Here is a 388-nt window from a genome sequence, read left to right on the forward strand (position 1 = left end):
AAACACCTCATCGCCTACACCACCACCAACCCGGAGCATCGCGATACGTCCCCGGAGGAACTGCGGTCGTATCTGGCTGAGCGGCTACCGGCCCATATGGTGCCCTCCGCGGTCGTGGTTCTCGACGCGCTGCCCCTCACTCCGAGCGGCAAGCTCGACCGCGCGGCGCTGCCCGCGCCAGTCCGCAGCGCCGAAGGGGGCGGTGGACGTCCGGCGTCGACACCGCGCGAAGCGCTTCTCCGCCGTCTGTTCGCCGAGGTGCTGGGGGTGTCGGATCCGGGCGTGGAGGAGGGGTTCTTCGCGCTGGGCGGGGACAGCATCCTGTCCATGCAGCTGGTGAGCCACGCCCGCCGCGAGGGGCTGGTGCTCACCCCCCGCCAGGTCTTCC

General features: G+C 70.9%; 1 protein-coding gene. It reads left to right on the top strand.

The genetic code is table 11. From position 1 onward, the window contains the following. On the top strand, positions 1-388 hold a 388-nt coding region (locus VT50_RS38100; protein WP_143645419.1), incomplete at both ends, for a phosphopantetheine-binding protein.

This window comes from Streptomyces antioxidans (genome assembly GCF_000968685.2).
Lineage (GTDB): Bacteria > Actinomycetota > Actinomycetes > Streptomycetales > Streptomycetaceae > Streptomyces > Streptomyces antioxidans.